This window comes from Microbacterium esteraromaticum (genome assembly GCF_017303215.1).
GTDB classification, from domain to species: Bacteria; Actinomycetota; Actinomycetes; order Actinomycetales; family Microbacteriaceae; genus Microbacterium; species Microbacterium esteraromaticum_C.
Genome location: NZ_JAEMWU010000002.1, coordinates 1 through 18,767 on the forward strand (window position 1 = coordinate 1; position 18,767 = coordinate 18,767).

Genomic DNA, 18,767 nt, shown 5'->3' on the forward strand with positions numbered 1-18,767 from the left:
TTCGCGGGGTGAAACGGTCGAAGAAGGTCTTCACCACGAAGTCCGACCCGTTGCACGAGAAGCCGAGGGATCTCGTGCAACGCAGGTTCACCGCCGACGCGCCCCGCAGGCTCTGGGTCGCGGACGTGACCTATGTCGCGACGTGGTCCGGGTTCGCTTACGTCGCGTTTGTCACCGATGTGTTCTCCCGCCGCATTGTCGGATGGAACGTCGCCGCGACGCTCAAAGCCGACATCCTGCCGCTCCAAGCGTTGAACATGGCGGCGTGGGCCGCGGACGGGAACCTCCACGGACTTGTCCATCACGCTGACCACGGGTCGAACTACCTCGCCGTGGTCTACACGGATCGCATCGAGGAGCTCGGCGCGACGCCGTCGACCGGAACCGTCGGCGACAGTTGCGACAACGCGATGGCCGAGGCCATCAACGGGCTCTACAAGACCGAGTTGATCCGTCGCCGCGGCCCGTGGCGCACGGTCGAGCAGGTCGAACTCGCGACACTCGAGTACGTGTGGTGGTGGAACAACCAGCGCCTCCACGGAGAACTCGACATGCGTACCCCCGCCGAGGTCGAAGCCGACTACTACGCTGGCCTCGACAGACCCTTGGGAACACCCGTCTCCCAAGCCGCCCGATAGGAACGAAACTCAGGGCGAATCACAACAGCATCTTCGCGGGGGGCACCGGCGTGGTACGACCACAGCTCAACGCCGGGAAGGGCGTGAAGCCCAGAACAATCGTCCGGCGTCATGAGGTAGTAGATCCCCGTCGATTGCTCATCCCGCCATGTCTGGGCGTATAGTCCGCCTTCGATGGGCACCGGCGCCATGCCAAGCATCTCGCCAATGCCATCTGCTGTCAGCACTGGGCTCTCCGTTGAAATCGAATGAACGCTCATTCGTGTGACGTTCCTTCCTGCCGACGCGACTCGTCGACTGTTGATCCTGCCAACGATAGGTTTCGCGCTCCGCGGGATCTGTGCCAGATCGTCCGAACTGGCTCGCGGGACTGTCGCGGGTGACGGGCGACGGAGGCTCTCGCTCTTCTCGGGGCGTGACGATGCCGGCGGATGTCGGCCCGACCCGTCATCCGTTACCCGGGCGTTGCCGAAGTGCAGTACTACTGGACAACGCCATGACTACGATCGAGCAGCCGCGTGACGCACGAGCCCCCGAGACGATGCAGCGCCGACTCTTGCCGTTGCTCGCCGTGACACATGCGACGTGGATGCTCACCGCGGGCGTCTCCGGCGTGCTCGTGCCGGCGATCATCGCCGACATCGATGAGAGCCAGAAGGTCGCTGCGTACGGCCTGATCACAGCGATCGCCGCTGTGGTCGCACTGCTGTCCAACATCGTCTTCGGCGCGGCCTCGGACCGCACCCGGTGGCGGTGGGGGCGCCGGCGCCCGTGGATCATCGGTGGGGCCATCATCGGAGCGCTGGGGCTCGGAATCGCGGCGTCGAGCACAGATCTCCCGTCGATCGCGGCGGGGTATCTGGTGTTCCAAGCGGCACTGAACGCGTTCCTGGCGCCACTGGTCGCGATCGTCCCTGACCGCGTGCCTGCGAAACGCCGGGGAGCGGCATCGTCGGCGGTCGCCTTCGGTGCGCTGGCGGGCCAGGGGTTGGGGGCTGTCGTGGGTGGCCTGCTCATCGAGCATGCGCGCACCGCGCTGGCTGCGGTGCCGTGGATCTGGGTACTGGCAGCGCTGGTCATCGCACTGATGACGCGCGACACCCGTTCCGAATCCTCGCCTCGGGCATCCTCGGGGCTGCGCCGCGCTTGGGCCTTCGCCCGTTCGTTGACGATCCCGCGCGACCGCGACTTCCTGCTCGCGCTGACATCGCGACTGATGATGATGACGGGAATGTACGCCGTCACGATGTACCAGCTGTACATCCTCACCGACTACATCGGCGCCGACCCGGTCACCGCGGGGGCGCTGATCGCGACCTTCGGGCTCATCCAACTGGCGCTCGGCGCGACCAGCGCCGCGCTGGCCGGCCCGATCTCGGATCGCCTGGGAAGGCGGCGGATCATCGTGGCGGGGGCATCGGTGCTGCTGGCGGCGGCCATGATCCCGATGGCGTTCGTCGCCCAGGTGCCCGTGCTGCTGGGATTCGTCGCCGCCGCGAGCATCGCCTACGGGGCGTATCAGGCCGTGGACACCGCGCTGATGACCGAAGTGCTTCCCAACCCCGACAACGCTGCCAAGGACATGGGAATCCTCAACATCTCGAACACCGCCGCGCATGTGCTCGGCCCGGTGATCGCATCGTCACTCATCGCCTCGGGGCTGGGGTACCCGGCACTGTTCCTCGTGGGCGCCGCCCTCATCGGGTCGTCGGCGATCCTGGTGTTGATGATTCGACGCGTCGCCTGAGCGGCACGCGGCATCCGCGGTGGAGCGGGGCGCGGCCCGGCATCACACCGGGATGTCGGCTGACCCGTCGGTATGGTGCCAGTGCACCACACCCTGCTGGTTAGCGAGAGCCACAGCCTGAGCCCGATTGCTGGCCCCGAGCTTGCGATAGATCCGTTTGATGTGAGTCTTGACGGTGTTCTCCGACGTGAAGTCCGCCTTCGCGATCTGGGCGGCATTCAGACCGTCGACCAGGTGCTGCAGCACCGTGCGCTCGCGTTCCGTGAGCGAGGCCACCTCGATCGCGGCGGGCTCGGTGCGCGAGCTGTCGGTCACGTACTCGAGACCCGCGAGGGCGTACAGGTCCTCGACGTCCTGCCTGCGCTGACGGGCGAGAACCGTCGGAAGCGCGGCCGGGCGCCCCGCCAGCACGAGGTGGAGCGATCGCCGAGCGGACTCGGTCTCACCGAGTCGCATCCGGGCGATCGCGTGGACGATCGTCGCCTCCCACACGTCGCGTATCGGCATGAGCACTCGACGCATCGCACGAGCGGCGACGCGCGCCGCGGCGATGTCGTCGCCGGCCATCAGATGCGTACGCGCGAGCGGAACGAGTGACCGGAGCGGATGCCCCAGATCCTTCGCCAGGCGGACGACGAGTCCGCCCTCACCTGCGGCGACCAGTGTGTCGAGATAAGCGCGGAACACGATGTGGTCGGCAATCGGCTCGACGGCGATGTTGATGCCGCGTTCGAACCCGATCTGCCGAAACCGCTGGTAGGCGGTGACGGGATCATGCCGGGCCAGGTCGTACTGCGTGAGCGCGTACAGCTGGTGGGGCCACAGCTCCAGACGGTCCCCGGCCTGTGACAGCCGCGCGGCGTGCGGCTCTGCCGATTCCACGTCCCCGGCATCGGTCGCGAGCAGCGTCGAGCCGATCGTCGCGCCCACGGTGAGCAGATCCCGGCACCATGCGGGCAGGGCGTCGACGTCGCCGACGCGACTCAGCCACTTTCTCGCCGTCTCGTCGTGCCCATCGATCGCCGAGAGCATCGCCGCATTGGCGGCGGCGTTGACCCGCGCGAAGTGCCGGAAAGGGGGCTCCCCGCCATCTCGATAGGCCGCAGTGAACAGCTGCATCGCGGTATCGGTCCGACCGGCCAACAGCATCGTCAGTCCGCGCTGGAGCGCGACGTACCCCGGGCGATCCCCTTCATGTCGAGGGTCGCGAAAGATCGACTGGCGGATACTGCCGTGCCGCTCCACCTGTTCGAGTTCGTCGCACAGGCGGAGTGCTTCGTCGAACCGGCCCTCCCAGCGTGCGCCGATCATCGACATCACCACCCAGTGCGACGACCGCGGGCCATCGTCGGCACCGCCGCGTGCGGTGGCTGCGGACCCGAGGTGACGCAGGTGCTCGAGAATCTCGGCACGATCCCCTCCCGCGGGGTGAGCCCGGCTGCTGACCAGATCGCTGGCGATGACGGCGCCGGTCATCAGATGCGGTCGTTGCCACAGTTCTTCGTCAGACAGGGAGCCCACCCGGGCCAGGATCTCTCGTGCGTGGTGCTTGTCGATGTCGTACCAGCGCTCGAACAGCATCTCTTCGACGGGATCCGTCGCGACGACCGGCCTCGCGGTGCCGTCTGGCTCGCTCGGCGCGGGCGCGAGACGATGCACGGCGCGATGGACCTGGCTCACGAATTCGACTCCCCTTTTCGCCGGGGGGTGGGGCCCGCGGGACTGAATCGAAATGCAGTATATCGGTGGGGTCGGACGCGCAGCGGAGTCAGACCACGCGCAGTTCTCCGGCGGTGACGGCCACGGGCAGACGGTTCTCGGGCGGCGGGAACACGCACACGTAGTGGTCTGAGAACGCGCATGGCGGCAGGTAGGCGCGGTTGAGATCGACGACGACGCGGCCATCGGCGTCGGGACGCTCGAGGCGCAGGAAACGGAACGGGTAGCTTGCGGTGCCGCTGGTGGTGTCGGCGAGCGGAGCGAACAACCCGCCGTCGTCGAGCTGTCTGACCAGGAGCGTCAGCGGGGTGCCGTTGTGCTCGAAGGTGACAGCTCCGTCGTAGACCGTCTCAGCACGATGTCCGTCGACGGCTTCGGTCGAGGCGCCCACCGCGGTCGCGGTGAACAGCCCCGTCACGCTCCATGACGGATCGAACGCGGCCCTCTCGATGGCGGAGATGCCCCGGCGCCTCGGCGCTTCGGGATCCCACACGCGCAGCGCGACAGCACCATCGCGGGCGAAGCCGCCCAGCATCCGCTCGCCCACCCGGACCTTCTCGCCCGGTGCCAGACGCAGGCCGGCGGCTGAGGCGGTGCCGACGGCCGCTTCGCCGTCTGTGCTCCATCGTCCGTCCACATCGTCGAACTCCTGCTCGTGGGGCGTGAGCCAGTGCGTCGCGGCCAGTGAAGCGGTCCCGAACGGGCTCCAGGTGAGGTGATCGCGGTCGGCGATCCACTGTCGGTGTGCTGCGGTCATGGCGGGCAGTCCTTCGCGTCGATGCGGTTCTGTGTCAGATTGTCACATCTTGTTACACAATCGAAACTGAAATATGAATAGCATCCTCCTATGGATAGCGAAGAAGCTCCAGACATCGACGCACTGACGCGAACGCTCGATGTGCATTCCCTGCGCATCCTGGTCGCCATCGACCAGGAGGGGTCGATCAGCGCTGCCGCTCGCTCGCTGGGCTTCACCCAGCCGACCATCACCCAGCACGTGCAGCGGCTTGAGGCGCGCCTCGGCGCCACCCTGATCGCCCGCACCGCCCGCTCGGCCGCCCTCACCCCCGTCGGCGCGATCCTCGCGCAGCACGCTCCCCGCATCGACGCCAGCCTGACGGCCGCGGCCACCGAACTCGCCCGCGCGCTGGGACGCCGCGCGGGCACGGTGCGCCTCACCGGCCCCGTCGAGAGCATCGGCCCGGTGATCGCGCCCACCGCGGCCCGGCTCGCGGCGGACAGCCCCGGCGTCGAGGTATCGGTCACCGAAGCCGCCGATACCGTCGATGCACTCGACCGCGTGCGCAGCGGCCGCGCCGACATCGCCGTCACGGTCGACGTCGCCGCCTCCAGCTCGCGGCGCCAGGCGGCGCCACGGCGTCAGGGCGCGCGCTCGACGTTCCTGTTCGCCGAAGAGATCGTCGCCGTCACGGTCGCCGACGCGGATGCCCCGGGCGGGCGGATCGATCCGCTCGTGCTCGCCGAACTGCCCTGGATCGGCGGGCGCGGCACCAGCAGCGACGTCATCGCGCAGGCCATCGGACGCACGCCGGTTCGCGGCGACATCACCACGAGCCGGCCGGATGCCGCCCTGGCATTGGCCGCCAACGGCCTCGGCGTCGCCTTCCTCGCTGAGTCCGACCTGGCGGGGATCGCCCTCGACCCCGGAGCGCGGGCACTGGGCCTCTCGCCCGCGTTCACCCGACGCACGTGGGCGACGACGCTCGTCGAAGCGTCCGGCATCCCGCCCGTCGCGGCCGCCGTCCGCACCCTCGCCGTCCACCGTCCGACCTTCGCCGATGTCGAGGCCAGCCTCGACGCGCGTCGGCGCAGTGAGAGCCACCGGGCTCGATTCCGTACCACCGCACCACTACCCGAGGAGATACCCGCCATGCCGTTCCCGCTCACAAACCGCCTGGCGAAGGCGGCCACCGTCGCCGCCACAGGCGCGCTGCTGCTGACCGCGTGCTCCACTCCGGCGCCGCAACAGACCACCGGCGCCGACACCGGCGCCGAGATCGACCACATCACGGTCGCGCTGCCCGGCTCGCTGTCGAGCCTGTACGTCGGCCAGGAGGCCGGCATCCTGAACTACTACATCGCCTCCATCGCACAGGAGGGCCTCGTCTCGATCGACGCGCAGGGGCGTGTGCAGCCCGGGCTCGCCGAGTCGTGGGAGCAGACCGACGACGTCACGTACGTGTACACGCTCCGCGACGACGCCGTCTTCCAGGACGGCAGCCCCGTCACGGCGGACGACGTCGTGTTCAGCCTGGAACGCGCACGCGATGAGACGAGCTCGCCGGGTCTGGCTTACTACCTCATGAACGTCGACACCATCGCGAAGACGGGCGACAACGAGGTCACCATCACCCTCACCGAGCCCGACGCGGCGTTCGCGTCGAACATGAGCACTGGTGGCGCCGCGTTCATCACCTCGAAGGCGTTCTGGGAAGAGCACGACGGCAAGGTCGGAACCGCCGACTCGCTGTTGCTGGGATCCGGGCCCTACGAGGTGACCGAGTTCTCGCCGGACTCGCACGTGACCTTCGAACGCGTCGACTCGTGGTGGGGCGAACTGCCCAAGGTCAAGGAGATCACGGTCAACTTCGTCTCGGACGAGTCGACGCGTCTGCTCGCGGCGCAGTCCGGCGATGTCGACGTCGCATTCAATGTGCCGCTCGCGCAGTCCCAGCAGTGGGAGAAGCTCGACACCATGCGCGTCGAGTACGTCAACGACCTGTCGTACGTCGGCTTGTACTTCAACATCGGCGTCGCCCCGTTCGATGACCCGAAGGTGCGTGAGGCCTTCGCGCACGCGGTCGATCGCGACGCGTACGTCGAGAAGCTGCTGCGCGGGCACGGTGAGGCCGCGACGGCGATCATGACACCCGAGTCACTGGGCCAGGTCCACGACGCCGATGATGCCAGGGACGCCCTGGCGGGGATCCCGCAGTGGGAGTTCGATCTGGACGCCGCCAAGGCCGCGCTCGCGGCATCGTCGGTGCCCGAGGGCTTCGAGACCGAGCTGCTCACGCCGAACACCGGGCCGCAGCTCGGCACCGCCGCACAGGCGCTGGCCCAGAACCTCGCCGAGATCGGCGTCACGGTCAACGTGCGCGAGGTTCCGATCGAGGAGTGGCTCGCCAGCCTCGATGCCTCGTCCGACCACGGTGTGAACCTCATGTGGTACTTCTCGACGCTCGGCGACCCGGCCGAGGTGCCCAGCTACCTGCTCGGCGCCGGCAACCCCGCCGGCTATGACAACCCCGCCATCGTCGACCTGCTCGCGCAGGCCGGTGCCGAGTCGGATCCCGCCGCGCGCGCCGACCTGCTGATCGAGGCCGAGGCGCTGCAGGCCGCTGATGCGATCAACGTTCCGCTGTGGTGGGGCCAGTCGGCGACCGCGTTCGCCAAGGATCTCGGGATGAACGACTACAGCGCGTTCGCCTTCATCTCGTCGTGGCCGACTCAGCTGTACCGGGCAGGACAGTGAGCCAGCCGCTTCTCATCCGAGCACGCGCACGGCGGTTCCGATCAGTCGGTCGACTGCTCGCCGTGCGCGTGCTCGGCGTGCTCGCCGTGCTGCTGGTGCTGTCGATGGTCATCTTCGCGCTCATGCACCTGGCGCCCGGCGACATCGTCAAGAACCTGCTCGGCAACCGACCGTCCTCGCCCGAGGCCGTCGCCGCGATCCGCGAGCAGTACAACCTCGATGACCCGATGTGGCTGCAGTACCTCAAGTGGCTCGGTGGCCTGCTCACCGGCGACCTCGGGCAGTCGATCCGGCTGCAGATCCCCGTGGCCGATGCCATCGCTCAGCGCGTCGGCATCACGCTCGCCCTCTGCGCGCTCGCCTTCGTGATCGCCCTGGCAGTGGCCGTGCCGCTCGGGGTGCGCAGCGCCGCCCACGCGGGAAGCTGGCTGGATCGCACCGCGAACACGCTCGCGGTGGTCGGCCTCAGCGCCCCCACCTTCGCCGTCGGCCTGCTGCTGCTGTACCTATTCGCCTATTACGTGCGGCTGTTCCCGGTGTACGGCGCGGGTTCCGGCGGGCTCGACACACTGTGGCACCTGGTGCTCCCGGCGATCACCCTCGCACTCGGGCTGGGGGCGATCATCGTCAAGCTGACGCGCACCGCCATGATCCGCGAGCTCGAGTCCGACTACGTCACCTCCGCCCGCGCCCGCGGCATCCCCGAGGCGCAGGTGATGCGCATCGCCCTGCGCAACGCGGCCATCCCGATCGTCACCGGTGCGAGCCTGGTGCTCACCTTTCTCGTCGGCGGCACGGTTCTGGCCGAGACCACCTACGCGCTACCCGGACTGGGAACCCTGCTGCAGGATTCGGTGCTGTTCAAGGACATCGCCGTCGTGCAGTCGCTCACCCTGCTGGTCGCCGTCGTGATCGCGGTGATCGCGCTGCTCGCCGACCTGATCTACCTGCTGCTCGACCCCCGCATCCGTCGAGGAGGGACGCCCGCATGACAACGACACTCGACCTGAGCGGCATCCGCGCCCGCAAGCGACGGAGGTATCCGTCCGCCACCGTCGCGTTCGCGTTCGCGATCCTCGCCGTCACCGCCTTCGCCGCGGCATTCGGCGGTCTGCTGTACCCGGACGCGATGCGCCAGGACATCCTCTCGGGCCTGCTGCCCGCCGGAACCCCCGGGTATCCGCTCGGCACCGACGAACTCGGACGCGACGTCTGGGCGATGACGGTCGCGGGCGCCGCGTCGGCACTGATCGGCCCGATCTGCGTGGCCGTGGGCTCGATGCTGCTGGGCATCTTTCTCGGCACGATCGCCGGGTTCGAGCGCGGCTGGCTCGACGTCGTCATCAGCCGCTGGACCGACCTGCTGCTCGCCCTGCCGGTGCTGCTCGCCGCGATCGTCGTCTCGGGCGTCTTCGGCGGCGGCTACTGGATCACCGTCGCCCTGCTGATCCTGCTGTTCTCGCCATCGGACATCAGAATCGTGCGCGCCGGCGTGCTCGAGCAGACGGCACGGCCCTACATCGAGGCCGCCCGGATGCTCTCCCTCTCGCGATGGCGCATCATGTTCCGCCACATCCTGCCCAATGTCTCCACTCTGGTCCTCACCAACGCCATGCTCAATGTCGCCTTCGCGCTCGTCGCCTTCTCCTCACTGTCCTTCCTCGGGGTGGGGGTGCCGCCGGGGATCGCCGACTGGGGGCGACAGCTCACCGACAACCGCGCGATCATGTTCGACAACCCCGCCGCCGTCATCGTGCCCGCGCTGCTGATCATCCTCGTCGCGTCTGCCGTCAATCTCGTCGGGGACTGGGCGGGCCAGCGGCTCTCACAGGTCGGAGACGCGCTGTGAGCGGGGTGGAGATCGTCGCACTCACCGTCACCGGCCACAACGGCACGGCCGTGCAGCCGATCGACGCCGTCATCGAACCGGGACGCACGCTCGCGATCATCGGCGAGTCGGGGTCGGGCAAGACCCTCACCGCGAAGTCCCTGGTCGGGCTGCTTCCCCGCGGCTTCCGCGCCGAGGGAACGGTGCGCATCGGCGACCGGCACGTTTCTCTGGACGCGGCACAGCAGCAGTGGCGGTCGGTGAGAGGGGGGACGGTCACGCTACTGCTGCAGGACCCGTTCACGAGCCTCTCGCCGGTACACACCTGCGGGGATCAGATCGGTTGGACCCTGGATGCCGCCGCGGGGCGTCGCCTGCCCCGCGCCGAACGGGAGCGCATCGTCGCCGAGCGCCTCGCCGAAGTGAAGCTGCCCGAGCACGTGGCCCGCGCCTTCCCCCACCAGCTGTCGGGCGGCATGCGCCAGAGAGTGGCGATCGCCGCCGCGCTCGCCGCCGGCCCGCAGCTGATCATCGCCGACGAGCCCACCACGGCGCTGGACGCGTCGAACCAGGCCGAGATCCTCGACCTGCTGCGCGCCGTGCAGAGGTCCCGAAACCTGTGCGTCATCCTCATCTCGCACGATCTGGGGCTGGTGCGCGGCCGAACGGACGATGTGCTGGTGATGCGGCAGGGCGAGGTCGTCGAGCGCGGTGCGACCGCGACCGTGCTGGCCGATCCTCAGCATCCATACACGCGTGCGCTCATCGACGCCGACCCGAGCATGTCCGCCGCGGCATCCGCGCCCGCGCCGACGGCGCGCGCCGACGACGGCGAGCCGTTGCTGCGGGCAACCGACGTGGTCAAGCACTTCGGCGACCGGCGTGTGCTCGACGGTGTCGGAATCGACATCGACCCCGGCCAGATCGTCGGTGTGGTCGGCGAGTCCGGGTCGGGCAAATCGACGTTCGCGCGCTGCATCGCGGGTCTCGAGACCGAGGACTCCGGGTCGATCGTCTTCGACGGCGCACCTCTCGCCCCCGGGCGGCGGTCGCGCACACCCGACCAGATGCAGATCGTGTTCCAGGACCCGTACTCGTCGCTGAACCCGATGATGACGATCGGACAGATCCTGCGAGAGGCGCTGCGTGTGGCCGGGAGAGCACCGACCGAGGTCGGTGCGCTGCTGCAGACCGTGGGACTGCCCGCCGATTTCGCACGGAAACGCCCGGCCGAGCTGTCGGGCGGTCAGCGTCAGCGCATCGCCATCGCCCGCGCTCTGGCGCCGCGGCCGCGTCTTCTCATCTGCGACGAGTCGGTTTCGGCGCTCGACGTGTCGGTGCAGGCGCAGATCCTCGCGCTGCTGCGCTCGCTGCGCGACGATCTGGGCATCGCGATCCTGTTCATCTCGCACGATCTCGCCGTCGTGCGCATGCTCGCCGATACGGCGACGGTGCTCTGGGCGGGACGGGTCGTCGAATCCGGGCCGTGCGCCCAGGTGCTCACCGAACCCCGCCATGAGTACACCCGGCTCCTGGTCGCCGCGGCGACGCAGGAGAACACCGCATCCACCCCCATGAAGAAGGACTGAAATGCCCACAGCACTCCGCGCCTGCGCCGTCGCACCGATCGACGTGGCCGCCGAGCTCGTCGACCTCGTGGATCCCGACCGCCTGGAGCGCTGGCGGCACGCGCCCGCCGCGTACCGGCCGTGCGCCTGGATCGTCCGCGACGAGGCCGGGACGATCCAGGCCGCCGCGCTCACCAGCGGCCGTCCCGCCACTTCGGCGATCAAGATCCGTGATGTGTGGTGGACGGACGACGACGCCGCACGCGCGCTGATCGAGGGCGTCTGCGCGCAGAGTGCGACGGACGGCGACGTCGCCGTCAAATGGGAGGTGCCGGCGGGGGAGGGGCTTCCCGCGTTCGCCGACGAGCTGGGCTTCATCGCAATGCGTCGCCCGTGGGCGGCGGTCGGCACCGAGCAGTTCGACGGGTACGTCCGCTGGCTCGTGCCGACGACGCATCAGGAACGGGGCTACTACGCCCAGACCACGCTGTTCACGTGTGGCGCCGTCGCCGCGCTGATCGCTGCCGAAGGAAGCGCCGCCGGCGGCTTCGCGGACGACCAGTCCCACCGGGACGTCGAGGTCGGCTTCTGGCGCCGCGCGAGCAACTATCCGGCATGCGAGCCGATCGGTCTCGCGGTCGCGCTGCACGAGCACCTGCGGGATGCCCGCATCGAGGTCGCGCTCGACACCGAGGGCCCGGCACTGCTGGAGGGCTTCGAAGGATTCGATCACTCCTTCCGCGCCGAGCTGCAGGCGGACTCGCTGCGGCAAGCGGGGGAGAGCGGCATTCCCGTGCGCCGCGACAGGGTGGCCATCGCCGAGATCGTCGAACGCGTCGAGGGCGGTGAACAGGCGCTGCTGCTGATCGACGAAGAGCCGATGCACGGCGAGACGGGCCCGCACTGGATCGTCGCGCATGCGCGCGTCGGCGACGCGCTGGTCGTGGAGGACCCCTGGATCAACGTCGACACGGGGGAGACCTGGGTGGATACGCATGAGCTCCCCGTGCGCCCCGACGACCTCGACCGTCTGGTGCGCTGGAGCGACGAGGCCTACCGGGGCGTCGTCTTCGCCAAGGCGGTTTAGTCGTCGGAGTGCGCGTGGATCGCCCATCGGGGGAACGGGTCGCCGAATGTGGTCCACGTCCGTGCGTCTGAGAGAAGCTCGTCATCATCGAGCAACGCGGAGTCCAAGCCGGCAGTGAGGCGGGGGAAATCCATGTCGATGCCGATGAAGCCCAGGTCCTGTCCGAGGGCGAGGGGAGGAGTGGGAGAGTCGTTGTCGCGAACCAGCGGCGCGAGCGAGATCATCTGGCCGACCTGATCCCAACTGCCGACGATGCCGGGTCGCGTCGCCAGCCGGCAGAAGCCCGCCGAACGGAGGATCGCTCCGTAGCGTCCTTCGCCGAGATCCTCTTCGAGTAGCCGGTTCAAGCGTTCTGGATGGAACGGGCGCAGCCGTTCGTAGCGAAACGCGCTGACCCTGGCATCCCGCATGTGGGGGTCGTGTTCGTCGTTGAGCAGATGCACCCATCCCGGTTGATGGGTCGACTCGGAGTATGCGGGGAATCCGGCAGGAGCGCCCGCGCGATCGAGTCCGATGCGCGCCGCGGGTGCAAGGTGGCTGAGCACCGCGAGCAGCATCGACAGGTCTCGGGTGGCGATGGCCTCCCAGTCGAAGACCAGTACCGTGCTCGCGTGCTCGATGTGCTGAACGAGACGCAGGGCTCGTGCGACGAAGACGGTGACGTCTGCATCGGATGCCGTGATGTAGTCGTCTGCCATGAGGTCTTGCGTGAACGTCCTGGCGTCGACGACGCATACGAGCTCGACCAGTGTCGTCGTCGCATCACCCGCGAGCGCTCCGATGGCCGCCTCGATGCGAGAGTCGGCGGGGATCTCTGCGACCAGCCGCCCTGCGTCGGGCGCCGCGTGGGCGACGTCGACCACATCCTCGATCGAGGATGTGCGGCCCCGTGCCGTCGCAGAGACGTGCGTGCACCGCTGCTCGCGCGCTCGACGCCTGGCGATGGTGGCTCTGCTCTGATCGCGGTGGCCGGTGATCAGTGTGATCTCGATGGGTGACACAGGATGCTCGCTTCTGGCTCGACTGCGGTAACGTCTATTGAGAATGATAACGGTTCTCAATAGTGAGGTGGATATGAAGGTTCGCGCATCGATCAAGTCGCTCAAGAATCAGCCGGGCGCGCAGGTAGTGCGGCGCAGGGGGCGGGTGTACGTGATCAACAAGCTCAATCCCCGTTTCAAGGGGCGCCAAGGCTGACCGCCTGCCGCCGTCAATACCGCGGCGTTGCTGTGTCTACCGCGCTCCGGCGCGCACAACACCGTTCTCGTACGCCCACACGACGACCTGGGCGCGATCGTGCGCGCCGAGTTTCGCCATGATGCGGTTCACATGCGTCTTGGCGGTGTGCGGCGAGATCACCAGATCGGCGGCGATCTCGGCGTTCGACATTCCGCGAGCGACCAGCCGCAGGATCTCGTGCTCGCGCGGTGTGAGCGGCTCATCGAGCACCTGCTGCTCGCCGGGTTCGTGCGTGACGGGCCCGGCGAGGTAGCGCGAGATCAGGCTGCGGGTGGCGGCTGGTGAGAGCAGCGCCTCGCCCGCATGGACGGTGCGCACCGCGTCGGCGATCTCGTCGGGGTCGGCACCCTTGCCGAGAAAGCCGCTCGCTCCGGCTCGGAGTGCGGCGGCGACGTTCTCCTCGTCCTCGAACGTGGTGAGCATGAGCACCCGCGTCGAGCACAAGTCGGGCTCGGCGCAGATGGCACTGGTCGCGGCGATGCCGTCGACACCGGGCATCCGCACGTCCATCAGCACCACGTCGGGACGCATGCTGTGTGCCATCCTGATCGCGGTGCCGCCCTCGGCGGCCTCACCGACCACATCGAGGTCGGCCGCCGCCCCGAGGATCTGCGCCACCGCGCCGCGGATCAACGACTGGTCGTCCACCACGAGCACCCGGATCATGCGCGCACCTGCGCAGCCAGCGGAACGCGCACACTCAACGCGTGCTCGTCGCCAACCCGACCGGCCTCGAGCACCCCGCCTGCCTCCTCCACGCGCTCGCGCATGCCGAGCAGGCCGTAGCTCGCGCCCACGGAGGTGTGTGTCCGGGCTGCGCGGCCCACCCGGTTCCGCACCTTGACGCGCACCTGCTCAGGAGTGACCGTGATGCCCAGCCGCGCGTCGCCATCGCCGTGCTTCATCGCGTTCGTGAGCCCCTCCTGCACCACCCGGTACGCCAGCACGTCGACCGGTGCGGGCAACGCCGCGACATCACCGTCAACGCGCACGTCGACCTCGAGACCCGCCGTTGCGAAGTCGCCGACGAGCTCATCGAGCGATGCCAGTCCGACGACCGTCTGCTCGCGCAGCGAGCCGAGCAGGGCGCCGATGTCGGTCAGCACGGCCCGCGAAGCGGAACGGATCGTCGACAGCGCCTCCTGTGCGGCCTGAGGATTGCTCTCCAGCGTGCTGCTGGCCACGCCGGCGCTCAGGCTCATCACCGAGATTCGGTGCGCCACCGAATCGTGCAGGTCCCGCGCGATGCGCAGTCGGTCCTCGGCGACGGCACGCGCGGCCTCGGCCTCTCGGGTCTGCTCCGCCCGCAGGGCCCGCAGCCTGAGCTCGTCGGTGTATGCGCGCCTCGTGCGCGCGGCATCCGCCAGCGCCATCGCGATGCCGCACACCAGGCCGGACTGCGCCAGTGCCGCACCGAACGAGACATCCTGGCCCACCGATACGGCAACGGCGAGCACGACTGCGCAGCCGGCCGTCAGCATCCATCCGCGCCATCGCGGCACCACCGACGCCGTCGAGAACAGGGCGAACGCGGGAGCGACGATCGTCCCCGCGCCGGAGGGCGGAAGCAGAGTCGCCACGACGCTGAATACGATCACCGCGGCGAGCACGGTGCGCGGATAGCGTCGGCGCACGAACATCAGTGCCGCGGGCGCACTCGTCGCTACGACCCAGGCGGGGCTGATCTCGCCCGGGCGGAAGGCGACGACCGCTGCGTTGAACGCCACGATCAGCACGGATGCAACGACATCGTGCACCCAGGCGGGCACGCGCAGTCCTGGTTCGCGGGTCACACTCACCATTCCAGCATGCCGGTCCTGGCCGCGGCGCTCATGCCCCCAACGCGGCATTCCCGCCTACTGCGATCGCGGTAGACCGATGCCCGCGTTCGGGCGATGTGCGCTTCGGCGGCCGCGGCGAGGGTGGAATACGTCGGCGAAACCGCCGACGCGATACCGAGGAGCAGCAATGACGACACCCGTCCTGTCCGTGCGAGACGTGCGAAAGACGTACGGCCGCGGACCCACCCGTTTCGAGGCGCTGAAGGGCGTCTCGCTCGACATCGCCGAGGGGGAGAGCGTCGCCCTCGTCGGCAAGAGCGGCTCGGGCAAGTCGACGCTCACGCACATTCTCGCGCTCATGGATGCCCCCACCGAGGGAACCGTGATGCTCGACGGTGCGGATGCCGGACGCATGAGCGCGCGTCAGCTGAACCGGGCACGCAACCGGCTCTTCGGCTTCGTGTTCCAGCAGTTCTTCCTCACGCCCAAGCAGTCCGTGCTCGACAATGTCACGATGCCGCTGAAGATCGCGGGTGTGCCGGCGCGGGAGCGCGCGCAGCGCGGCATGGAGGTGCTGCGGCAGGTGCAGCTGGCCGACAAGGCGCGTAACCGCGCCGTCGACCTTTCGGGTGGGCAGAAGCAGCGGGTGGCGATCGCCAGGGCGCTGGTCAACCGGCCGCGCATCCTGCTGGCAGACGAGCCCACCGGCAACCTCGACTCGCGTACGGGGCAGGTGGTCGAAGACATCCTGTTCGGACTCAACCGCGAGCACGGCATCACCCTCGTCGTCGTCACGCACGACGACGAACTGGCCGCACGGTGCGGCCGACAGATCCAGATCCACGACGGCGCGATCGTCACCCCGGAGGTCATCCGATGAGAATCAACGACACGATCGGCACGGCGATCGGCAATACGTTCCGTTCGAAGACCCGAACCCTGCTCACGGTGCTCGCCATCTTCGTCGGAGCCTTCACCCTCACCCTGACCAGCGCGCTCGGCGCGGGCATCAACGGCTACATCACCGAGACGGTCGATGGGTTCGGCGTGCGCGATGTGATGAGCGCGTACAAGGAACAGAACGCGGCCCCGTCGGACGAGCCGCAGGAGTACGAGCCCGCCGACCGGGCGGGGGCAGACGGACGTGGTGCGCAGGTGGCCGCGAGCTACCTGACGCAGGACGACCTCGACGATATCGCTGACATTGAGGGCGTCGAGTCGGTCGAGCCCACGCTGTCGACCACCGTCGACTCCATCGCGCGCGACGGCGGGACGCCGTACTCGATCATGGCCGTGCAGCTCGTGCCCGGCCAGAACCTGCAGCTCGACGAGGGTGAGACCCCCGCGTACGAGTCCGGCCGCGCCGAGGTCGCCATCCCGGCCGCGTTCGTCGACGCCCTCGGCTTCGACGACGCGTCGAGTGCGGTGGGTGAGATGCTCACGCTCGGAGTGTCGGATGCCGATGGTGACCCGCATGCCTTCGACGCCCGCATCACGGGTGTCATCGGCGACGGGTTCGCGATGGGCATGCCGACCAACGTGCTCTCACTCAACCGCTCGGCGGCGGTGACGATCTCGGCGCTGAACCAGCTGGGTATGGCCGATGAACTCACCGACCTGTACACGAACGCGTTCGTGCACTTCGATGCCGCGGCGACGGATGCCGAGATCGAGGCACTGCAGGATCGCCTGGCAGACGCGGGCTTCGCGTCGTCGACCGTACAGCAGCAGCTGGGCATGATCACCTCAGTGGTCGACGGCATCGTGTTCGTGCTGAACGCCTTCGCCATCATCGCGCTGCTCGCCGCCGCCTTCGGCATCGTCAACACGCTGTACATGTCGGTGCAGGAGCGCACCCGTGAGATCGGCCTGATGAAGGCGATCGGGTTGGGTTCCGGTCACGTGTTCGGCCTGTTCTCGATCGAGGCGGTGTTCATCGGGCTGCTGGGCAGCACGATCGGCGTGCTGCTCGCCGTGCTCGCAGCGCTCGGCGTGAGTGCGGGAATGGCCGGGTCGTTCCTGGCCGACTTCGATGGGCTGCAGCTGTTCCGTTTCGAGCCGGTCGCCATCGCGGCGACCGTGGCGACGATCCTGCTGCTGGCGTTCCTCGCCGGAACGCTTCCCGCGGTGCGCGCCGCGCGGCAGGACCCGGTGACGTCGTTGCGATACGAATGACGACACGCGGATGCTATTAGGTTAGCCTTGCCTAATTAGAGCGTTCATGGGGTGGTGGGTGCGATGCGCCCACCACCCTTTCACCTGAGGAGACAGCTATGCGCGTCGCAGTGATCGGAGCCGGCCCGGCCGGCATCTATGCCGCCAACATCCTGACCGCCGAGTACGACGGCGCCAGCGTCGACGTCTTCGATCGGTTGCCCGCCCCCTACGGGCTCGTGCGCTACGGAGTCGCCCCCGATCACCCGCGCATCAAGGAGATCATCCGCGCGCTGTCGCTCATTCTGGCCAAACCCGGCATCCGTTTCGTCGGCAACGTCGAGTACGGGCGCGACATCACCCTGGATGAGCTGCGGATGTTCTACGACGCCGTCATCTTCGCCACGGGCGCCGCGGCCGACCGTTCGCTCGACATTCCCGGCATCCACCTGCCCGGCAGCTTCGGCGCCGCCGATTTCGTCTCGTGGTACGACGGGCATCCCGACGTGGCGCGGGACTGGCCACTGGATGCCCGGCAGGTCGCCGTCATCGGGGCGGGGAACGTCGCGCTCGACGTGGCGCGGATGCTCGCCAAGACCGCGCATGAGCAGCTCGTCACAGAGATCCCCGACAACGTCTATGCGGGGCTCGCGGCCAACCGCGGCACGGACATCCATGTGTTCGCGCGCCGTGGTCCCGCGCAGTTGAAGTTCACTCCGCTCGAACTGCGCGAGCTCGCGCACTCGCCGACCGTCGACGTCGTCGTGCACCCGGAGGGCTTCGAGATCGACGAGTCCGGCGAGCGTGCCGCCCAGCAGAACCGTCAGACCAAGCAGGTGCTCAACACGCTCATGCAGTGGCTGGGCGAGCCTGCGGGCGACAAGCCGCATCGTATCCACCTTCACTTCTGCGAAGCGCCGGTGGCGGTACTCGGCGACGAGCGGGTCGAGGGGCTGCGCACGGCGCGCACCGAGCTGCGCGCCGACGGCACGGCGCACCTGACCGAACAGCACACCGACTGGCCGGTGCAGGCGGTCTACCGCGCCGTCGGGTACCTGTCATCGGCAGTGCCGGACGTGCCCTTCGACGCCGAGGCCGGGGTGATCCCGAATCGTGCGGGGCGCGTCGTCGGTGACGACGGTGCTGTGGTGCCGGCCACCTATGTCACCGGCTGGATCAAGCGCGGCCCGGTGGGGTTGATCGGTCACACCAAGTCCGATGCGGCCGAGACGATCGCCAACCTGCTCGCCGACCGTGACCGGCTCACCCCCGCGCCCTCGCCCGACCCGGATGCCGTGCTGGCCTTCCTCTCGGGCAAGGGCATCGTGCACACCGACGGCGCCGGGTGGGCCCGACTCGACGCACACGAACGTACGCTCGGTGAGCAGGCGCAGCGCGCGCGGATCAAGGTCGTCGAACGCGACGAGATGGTGCGCATCGCGCGAGCCGAGCACAGAGCCGCTGTGTCACCCCCACTGGTGCTGGCCGAGCCACCGCGACTCCGCTAACG

Annotated in this window: 17 protein-coding genes; 11 read left to right on the top strand and 6 right to left on the bottom strand. The window is 68.7% G+C overall.

Annotated elements, in window-relative coordinates; genetic code table 11:
• A partial coding sequence (locus JF543_RS11180; RefSeq protein ID WP_206824366.1) for an IS3 family transposase occupies positions 1 to 638 on the top strand: 638 nt, incomplete at its 5' end.
• Here JF543_RS11180 and JF543_RS14665 read toward each other — a convergent pair.
• Entirely contained in the window at positions 584 to 898 is a 315-nt protein-coding gene (locus JF543_RS14665; protein ID WP_206833854.1) for a cupin domain-containing protein, read from the bottom strand. The genes JF543_RS11180 and JF543_RS14665 overlap by 55 nt on opposite strands.
• A 236-nt stretch (positions 899 to 1,134) precedes the next feature.
• On the opposite strand from JF543_RS14665, the gene JF543_RS11190 reads away from it, so the two are divergent.
• Entirely contained in the window at positions 1,135 to 2,385 is a 1,251-nt protein-coding gene (locus JF543_RS11190; RefSeq protein ID WP_206824372.1) for an MFS transporter, read from the top strand.
• A gap of 42 nt (positions 2,386 to 2,427) precedes the next feature.
• Here the strand turns inward: JF543_RS11190 and JF543_RS14635 are convergent, their stop codons facing one another.
• Positions 2,428 to 4,065, bottom strand: coding sequence for a LuxR C-terminal-related transcriptional regulator (locus tag JF543_RS14635; RefSeq protein ID WP_206824373.1), 1,638 nt, complete (start codon positions 4,063 to 4,065; stop codon positions 2,428 to 2,430).
• A gap of 88 nt (positions 4,066 to 4,153) precedes the next feature.
• Entirely contained in the window at positions 4,154 to 4,861 is a 708-nt protein-coding gene (locus tag JF543_RS11200) for a DUF1684 domain-containing protein (protein WP_206824375.1), read from the bottom strand.
• A 90-nt stretch (positions 4,862 to 4,951) separates the two neighbouring features.
• Between JF543_RS11200 and JF543_RS11205 the strand changes: the two genes are divergently transcribed.
• From JF543_RS11205 to JF543_RS11225, 5 genes are read left to right on the top strand one after another with little or no spacing between them, the layout of a single operon-like run.
• A complete protein-coding gene (locus JF543_RS11205) occupies positions 4,952 to 7,600 on the top strand; it encodes an ABC transporter substrate-binding protein (RefSeq protein WP_206821805.1) in 2,649 nt (882 codons plus the stop codon).
• The gene (locus JF543_RS11210; RefSeq protein ID WP_274367648.1) at positions 7,597 to 8,592 is read left to right on the top strand and encodes an ABC transporter permease; all 996 of its coding nucleotides are present in this window, start codon (positions 7,597 to 7,599) and stop codon (positions 8,590 to 8,592) included. The genes JF543_RS11205 and JF543_RS11210 overlap by 4 nt, the downstream gene beginning before the upstream one ends.
• Entirely contained in the window at positions 8,589 to 9,449 is an 861-nt protein-coding gene (locus JF543_RS11215) for an ABC transporter permease (RefSeq protein ID WP_206824377.1), read from the top strand. Before JF543_RS11210 ends, JF543_RS11215 begins: the two co-directional genes overlap by 4 nt.
• Complete coding sequence (locus tag JF543_RS11220; RefSeq protein ID WP_206551393.1) at positions 9,446 to 11,017, top strand: ATP-binding cassette domain-containing protein; 1,572 nt, start codon at positions 9,446 to 9,448, stop codon at positions 11,015 to 11,017. Before JF543_RS11215 ends, JF543_RS11220 begins: the two co-directional genes overlap by 4 nt.
• 1 nt (position 11,018) lies before the next feature.
• Complete coding sequence (locus JF543_RS11225) at positions 11,019 to 12,083, top strand: peptidase C39 family protein (protein WP_206824379.1); 1,065 nt, start codon at positions 11,019 to 11,021, stop codon at positions 12,081 to 12,083.
• On the opposite strand, the gene JF543_RS14640 is transcribed toward JF543_RS11225, so the two are convergent.
• Positions 12,080 to 13,084 carry a GTP-binding protein gene (locus JF543_RS14640; protein ID WP_206824388.1) on the bottom strand — a complete coding sequence of 335 codons (1,005 nt, stop codon included), beginning with the start codon at positions 13,082 to 13,084 and terminating at the stop codon, positions 12,080 to 12,082. The two genes, JF543_RS11225 and JF543_RS14640, sit on opposite strands and share 4 nt — an antisense overlap.
• 73 nt (positions 13,085 to 13,157) lie before the next feature.
• On the opposite strand from JF543_RS14640, the gene ykgO reads away from it, so the two are divergent.
• Positions 13,158 to 13,280, top strand: a complete 123-nt coding sequence (ykgO, locus tag JF543_RS11235; protein ID WP_023951906.1) for a type B 50S ribosomal protein L36 — start codon at positions 13,158 to 13,160, stop codon at positions 13,278 to 13,280.
• A gap of 36 nt (positions 13,281 to 13,316) precedes the next feature.
• Here ykgO and JF543_RS11240 read toward each other — a convergent pair whose 3' ends face one another.
• Entirely contained in the window at positions 13,317 to 13,988 is a 672-nt protein-coding gene (locus tag JF543_RS11240; protein WP_206824389.1) for a response regulator, read from the bottom strand.
• Positions 13,985 to 15,121, bottom strand: coding sequence for a histidine kinase (locus tag JF543_RS14645; RefSeq protein WP_206824390.1), 1,137 nt, complete (start codon positions 15,119 to 15,121; stop codon positions 13,985 to 13,987). Before JF543_RS14645 ends, JF543_RS11240 begins: the two co-directional genes overlap by 4 nt.
• 169 nt (positions 15,122 to 15,290) lie before the next feature.
• Here JF543_RS14645 and JF543_RS11250 point away from each other — a divergent pair, with 169 nt between their 5' ends.
• The 3 genes from JF543_RS11250 (at position 15,291) to JF543_RS11260 (ending at position 18,765) form a co-directional block, all read left to right on the top strand.
• Positions 15,291 to 15,983 carry an ABC transporter ATP-binding protein gene (locus JF543_RS11250; protein ID WP_179409965.1) on the top strand — a complete coding sequence of 231 codons (693 nt, stop codon included), beginning with the start codon at positions 15,291 to 15,293 and terminating at the stop codon, positions 15,981 to 15,983.
• Positions 15,980 to 17,278: an ABC transporter permease gene (locus JF543_RS11255; protein WP_179409966.1), complete on the top strand. Its 1,299-nt coding sequence runs from the start codon at positions 15,980 to 15,982 to the stop codon at positions 17,276 to 17,278. The genes JF543_RS11250 and JF543_RS11255 overlap by 4 nt, the downstream gene beginning before the upstream one ends.
• A 98-nt stretch (positions 17,279 to 17,376) precedes the next feature.
• On the top strand, positions 17,377 to 18,765 hold the full coding sequence (locus JF543_RS11260; protein WP_206824391.1) for an FAD-dependent oxidoreductase: 1,389 nt from the start codon (positions 17,377 to 17,379) through the stop codon (positions 18,763 to 18,765).
• The last annotated feature ends 2 nt before the right edge of the window (positions 18,766 to 18,767 follow it).

Bases quoted from the DNA above. Each gene is read 5' to 3' on its own strand.
- JF543_RS14665 (WP_206833854.1), bottom strand. From the start codon at position 898: ATGAGCGTTCATTCGATTTCAACGGAGAGCCCAGTGCTGACAGCAGAT.
- JF543_RS11190 (WP_206824372.1), top strand. From the start codon at position 1,135: ATGACTACGATCGAGCAGCCGCGTGACGCACGAGCCCCCGAGACGATG.
- JF543_RS11200 (WP_206824375.1), bottom strand. From the start codon at position 4,861: ATGACCGCAGCACACCGACAGTGGATCGCCGACCGCGATCACCTCACC.
- JF543_RS11205 (WP_206821805.1), top strand. From the start codon at position 4,952: ATGGATAGCGAAGAAGCTCCAGACATCGACGCACTGACGCGAACGCTC.
- JF543_RS11215 (WP_206824377.1), top strand. From the start codon at position 8,589: ATGACAACGACACTCGACCTGAGCGGCATCCGCGCCCGCAAGCGACGG.
- JF543_RS11225 (WP_206824379.1), top strand. From the start codon at position 11,019: ATGCCCACAGCACTCCGCGCCTGCGCCGTCGCACCGATCGACGTGGCC.
- ykgO (WP_023951906.1), top strand. From the start codon at position 13,158: ATGAAGGTTCGCGCATCGATCAAGTCGCTCAAGAATCAGCCGGGCGCG.
- JF543_RS11240 (WP_206824389.1), bottom strand. From the start codon at position 13,988: ATGATCCGGGTGCTCGTGGTGGACGACCAGTCGTTGATCCGCGGCGCG.
- JF543_RS11250 (WP_179409965.1), top strand. From the start codon at position 15,291: ATGACGACACCCGTCCTGTCCGTGCGAGACGTGCGAAAGACGTACGGC.
- JF543_RS11255 (WP_179409966.1), top strand. From the start codon at position 15,980: ATGAGAATCAACGACACGATCGGCACGGCGATCGGCAATACGTTCCGT.
- JF543_RS11260 (WP_206824391.1), top strand. From the start codon at position 17,377: ATGCGCGTCGCAGTGATCGGAGCCGGCCCGGCCGGCATCTATGCCGCC.